This is a genomic window from Bradyrhizobium sp. ORS 375 (genome assembly GCF_000239775.1).
Classification (GTDB): Bacteria; Pseudomonadota; Alphaproteobacteria; order Rhizobiales; family Xanthobacteraceae; genus Bradyrhizobium.
Map to the genome: position 1 here is coordinate 1 of NZ_CAFI01000123.1, position 4,871 is coordinate 4,871.

Sequence of the window (4,871 nt, forward strand, 5' to 3'; positions counted from 1 at the left end):
CAGGCCGCCGAACAGCGCCGCGTTGCGGCCGTCATGCGCCTGGGCCGGGGCCGCGCCGGCGAGCAGGGTGGCGGTCACGGCGAGCGCGGCGACGCCGCCGGCGAGAGATGTCTTCAGCGAAACCATGGTCCCCTCCATTGGGAAGTGTGGTGACGAGAGACGTTCTACCGCGTGCGCTTTGAAGCCACCCTGAATGCGACGTTGTCGGCGGTTCAGTTTGGCGATCGACCTGGCTGAAGATGCAGCAACAACCTCCGCTGTCGTCCCGGGAAGCCCCGGCGCGCCACGGCTCGACGAGCACATGGTGCTGTAGGCCGCGCTGTCGCCCAAGACGGCGGTGTCGTCCCTGCGAACGCAGGGACCCATACCGCGGAATCTATCGGTGAGAGGTAACTGCCAGTGATCGTCCCACTAAGGACGGTGGTTCTGGGTCCCTGCGTTCGCAGGGACGACAGCGGAGGGCTGCGAGACACCAGGGGCCTCCAGGAAGATGTCTTCGCTAAAAAATAAAAATGATTGCGATTTTTCGAAAGTTATGTTTATCTCCTCTTCATCCCGTCCCAAGCCGAGGGGCGTAGCGCGCGATCGTCACGACACGCGGGGCGGGGAGCGGTGGCCGCGATCATGCCGCAGCGCGGGCGAAAGCTCGTGCGGACGAACGGCGTGGCGCGGACGTGAAGTCGCAGCGTGCTGGCACCCCGATGCTGGTGTCCCGCGCAATGCGTAAGCATTGTCGCGAATGGTGGCCAACAAGCCCGGCGCACCAGGCAGACTGCGTATAAGCGTGAAGACCATCGCGCAGGGAAGGCCGGGCGTTCTCCGGCTGCACCTGTGGTACCTGCCGCCTGCATTTTTTCAGCAGGCGGGCCGCAGGCGTCAGCCGACGCCTGGCCTTCCCTGCGCCCTCTGCACAAGAGGGTGAACGAACTCTGCAAGCCCCGGGCGCGAATTCGCCGCGGGAATGCCGCATCATGTCATTTGCCTTTGTGTAGACGCGCCTTACGATGCACCCGCACCGCCTCGCGTAGTTCATTCCGGCGCAGCGCTTTTCGCATTGCACAATACGTTCCCGGCCGCCGCTTATTGACTCTCGCCAAGATCGTTATAAAACATAACTATTCTGAACAGGACACAATCGAACGATGGGAAACGCCGACACGACGCCGACAGGCGATCCGTCTCTGCTGCAGATCGAACAGCAGGGCGCCGTCCTGACCATCGGGCTCAACCGCCCGGCCAAGCGCAATGCGCTGAATGACGGCATCATCCTCGCCATCGGCGACTGCTTCACGAGCCTGCCGGAGGACGTCCGCTGCGTCGTGATCCACGGCCTCGGCGACAATTTCTCCTCCGGTCTCGACCTCTCCGAATTGCGCGAGCGCGATGCCACCGAGGGCCTTGTGCATTCGCAGATGTGGCACCGCGTGTTCGACCGCATCCAATATTGCCGCGTGCCCGTCATCGCCGCGCTGAAGGGCGCCGTGATCGGCGGCGGCCTCGAGCTCGCCTGCGCCGCGCACATCCGCGTCGCCGAACCCTCTGCCTATTTCGCGCTGCCCGAGGGCCAGCGCGGCATTTTCGTTGGCGGCGGTGGCTCGGTCCGCTTGCCGCGCCTGATCGGCGTCGCCCGCATGATGGACATGATGCTGACCGGCCGGGTCTATTCGGCGACCGAAGGCTCCTCCTACGGCTTCGCGCAATATCTGGTCGAGGCCGGCGCCGCGATGACCAAGGCGCTGGAGCTCGCGGCCAAGATCGCCAACAACGCGCCGCTGACCAACTTCGCCGTGCTGCAGGCGCTGCCGATGATCGCGGAAGCCAATCCGCAGACCGGTCTGCTGATGGAATCGCTGATGGCCACCGTCGCGCAGAGCGACAAGGAGGCCAAGGGCCGCATCCGCGCCTTCCTTGATCACAAGACCGCCAAAGTGAAGCCGACGTGACATGACTGCGCAAACAACAACAAGCACACAGGGAGGAACGGGGGACACGGCGCGCAGCGCCAGCGTCCATCCGTTGCGCGCCATCTCGTTCAATGATCCCGTCGTCGACGTCGAGCGCCGCGACGACGGCACCATCTATCTCCGGCCGAAGCGGCCGCTCGGCGACTTCCCGCAGCGGATCACCGACCGGCTGCATCACTTCGCCAAGGAAACGCCGGAGCGCGTGTTCATGGCCGAGCGTGTCGGTCCCGAGGGCTGGCGCGAGCTGAGCTACGGCACCTTGCTGGCGGCGAGCCGCCACATTGCTTCCGGCCTGCTCGCCCGCGGCCTGTCGCCGGACCGTCCGGTGATGATCCTGTCGGGCAACTCGATCGACCACGCGCTGATCGCATTCGGCTCGCTCTATGCCGGCGTGCCGTTCTGCCCGGTGTCGCCAGCCTATTCGCTGGTGTCGCGCGACTACGGCAAGCTCGCCTATCTGATGAAGCTGCTGACGCCCGGCCTGGTGTTCGTCGACGACGCCGACAAGTTCGCCGACGCGCTGATCGCCAACGTGCCCGAAGGCACCGAGATCGTGGCGTCGTTCGGCGAAGTGCCGGGCCGCAAGATCACGATGCTGTCCGACCTGATCGCCTCGCCGCTGTTCGCCGGCCTCGATGCTATCAACGCGAAGATCGGCCCGGACACGATCGCAAAGTTTTTGCTGACGTCCGGCTCGACCGGCAATCCGAAGGCGGTAATCAACACCCAGCGCATGATCTGCGCCAACCAGGTGATGATCCGCGAGACGCTCGCCTTCCTGAAGGACGAGCCGCCCGTCATCATCGACTGGCTGCCGTGGAATCACACCTTCGGCGGCAACCACAATATCGGCCTGACGCTGTTCAACGGTGGATCGATGTATCTCGATGCCGGCAAGCCTGTGCCGGGCGGCATCGAGGAGACCGTGCGCAACCTGCGCGAGATCTCGCCGACGGTCTATTTCAACGTGCCCAAGGGCTACGAGTCGCTGCTGCCCTATTTCCGCGAGGACCCGGGCCTGCGCAAGACCTTCTTCCGCCGGCTGCATGCGATGTTCTTCTCTGGTGCTGCGCTCGCGCCGCACGTCTGGAACGAGCTCGACGAGCTCTCCGTGTCCGAGACGGGCACTCGCGTGCCGATGCTCACCGGCCTCGGCTCGACCGAGACAGCGCCGTTCTTCATGTCGGTCAATCCGCGCACCAGCCGTTCCGGCCATGTCGGCCTTCCCGTGTCGGGCAACGAAGCCAAGCTCGTGCCCAACAACGGCAAGATGGAGGTGCGCGCCAAGGGGCCGAACGTGACGCCGGGCTACTGGCGCTTGCCCGAGGTGTCGGCCGCAGCCTTCGACTCCGAAGGCTACTATCAGATGGGCGACGCGCTGAAGCCCGCCGATCCCAACGACCTCAACGCCGGCTTCGACTTCGACGGCCGCGTCGCCGAGGACTTCAAGCTGGCGTCCGGCACCTGGGTTTCGGTCGGACCCTTGCGGGCGCGCTTCATCGCCGCCTGTGCGCCGCTGGCGCGTGATGTCGTCATCGCCGGCATCAACCGCGACGAGATCGCGGCGATTGTCGTACTCGACCTCGACGGCTGCCGTCTGATCAACGCGACGCTGCCGTTCGACGATCTCGCCGAAACCGCGTCGGATCCGCTGATCGTGGCCGCGTTCCGCGAGCGTTTCACGAAATTCCTGAAGACGGCGACCGGCTCCTCGACCCGGATCACGCGCGCGGTGCTGCTCGGCCTGCCGCTGTCGATCGACAAGGGCGAGGTCACCGACAAGGGCTCGATCAACCAGCGCGCCGTGCTGGAGAACCGCAAGGACCTGATCGAGCGCATCTACGCGGCGACACCCGACGACGACATCATCGTCGCCGGCTGATCGACGTCATCAAAGGGAGAGACGACATGTTGTTGAAGGATCAGGCCGCCATCGTCACCGGCGGCGCCTCCGGCCTCGGCGCCGCCACCGCCCGCAAGCTCGCCTCGCAGGGCGCCAAGGTCGCCGTGTTCGATCTCAACGCCAAGCTGGCGGAGGAGGTCGCGGCCGAGATCAAGGGCGTGGCGGTGGTCTGCGACGTCTCCGACGCCGCCGGCGCGGAAGCCGCCGTCGCCAAGGCGGTCGAGGCGCTCGGCCAGCAGCCGCGCGTGCTGGTGAACTGCGCCGGCATCGGCGTCGCCAAGCGCGTCGTCGGCCGCGACGGCCCGATGGCGCTGTCGGATTTCGAGAAGGTCATCAAGGTCAATTTGATCGGCTCGTTCAACATGCTGCGCCTGGTCACCAACGGGATGACCAAGCTGGAGCCGCAGGCGACCGGCGAGCGCGGCGTCGTCATCAACACCGCCTCCGTCGCCGCCTATGACGGCCAGATCGGGCAGTCGGCCTATTCCGCATCGAAGGGCGGCATCGTCGGCATGACCCTGCCGATCGCGCGCGAGCTCGCGCAGTTCGGCATCCGCGTGCTGACCATCGCGCCCGGCCTGTTCCTGACCCCGCTGCTCGCCAACCTGCCGCAGGAAGCCCAGGATTCGCTCGCCGCCGCGATCCCGTTCCCGCGCCGCCTCGGCGCCGCCGACGAGTTCGCTGCGCTGGCGCTGCACATGGTCGAGAACGCCTACCTCAACGGCGAAGTCGTCCGCCTCGACGGCTCGCTGCGCATGGCGCCGAAGTGAGACCTCGTCATTGCGAGGAGCGAAGCGACGAAGCAATCCAGAGTCCCGACGGGGCCCTGGATTGCTTCGCTTCGCTCGCAATGACGGAGAGATCCGTAGGGTGGGCAAAGCGCAGCGTGCCCACCGCTCAGGAAAACGGTGAAGCGTAGTCGGTTTGATGCACACCACTGTTCGCCACGAGCTCGCTCTCAGCCTCTCCCCGCGCGCGGGGAGAGGCCGGATTGCATCGCCAGA

Annotated in this window: 3 protein-coding genes; all 3 read left to right on the top strand. The window is 65.9% G+C overall.

All coding sequences use genetic code 11. The features are described 5' to 3' along the window. Positions 1–1,142: 1,142 nt before the first annotated feature. From BRAO375_RS10940 to BRAO375_RS10950, 3 genes are read left to right on the top strand one after another with little or no spacing between them, the layout of a single operon-like run. Positions 1,143–1,943 carry a crotonase/enoyl-CoA hydratase family protein gene (locus BRAO375_RS10940; protein ID WP_009027533.1) on the top strand — a complete coding sequence of 267 codons (801 nt, stop codon included), beginning with the start codon at positions 1,143–1,145 and terminating at the stop codon, positions 1,941–1,943. A 1-nt stretch (position 1,944) separates the two neighbouring features. Then, the gene (locus BRAO375_RS10945) at positions 1,945–3,846 is read left to right on the top strand and encodes a feruloyl-CoA synthase (RefSeq protein ID WP_009027534.1); all 1,902 of its coding nucleotides are present in this window, start codon (positions 1,945–1,947) and stop codon (positions 3,844–3,846) included. 26 nt (positions 3,847–3,872) lie between these two features. After that, positions 3,873–4,637 carry an SDR family NAD(P)-dependent oxidoreductase gene (locus BRAO375_RS10950; protein ID WP_009027535.1) on the top strand — a complete coding sequence of 255 codons (765 nt, stop codon included), beginning with the start codon at positions 3,873–3,875 and terminating at the stop codon, positions 4,635–4,637. The last annotated feature ends 234 nt before the right edge of the window (positions 4,638–4,871 follow it).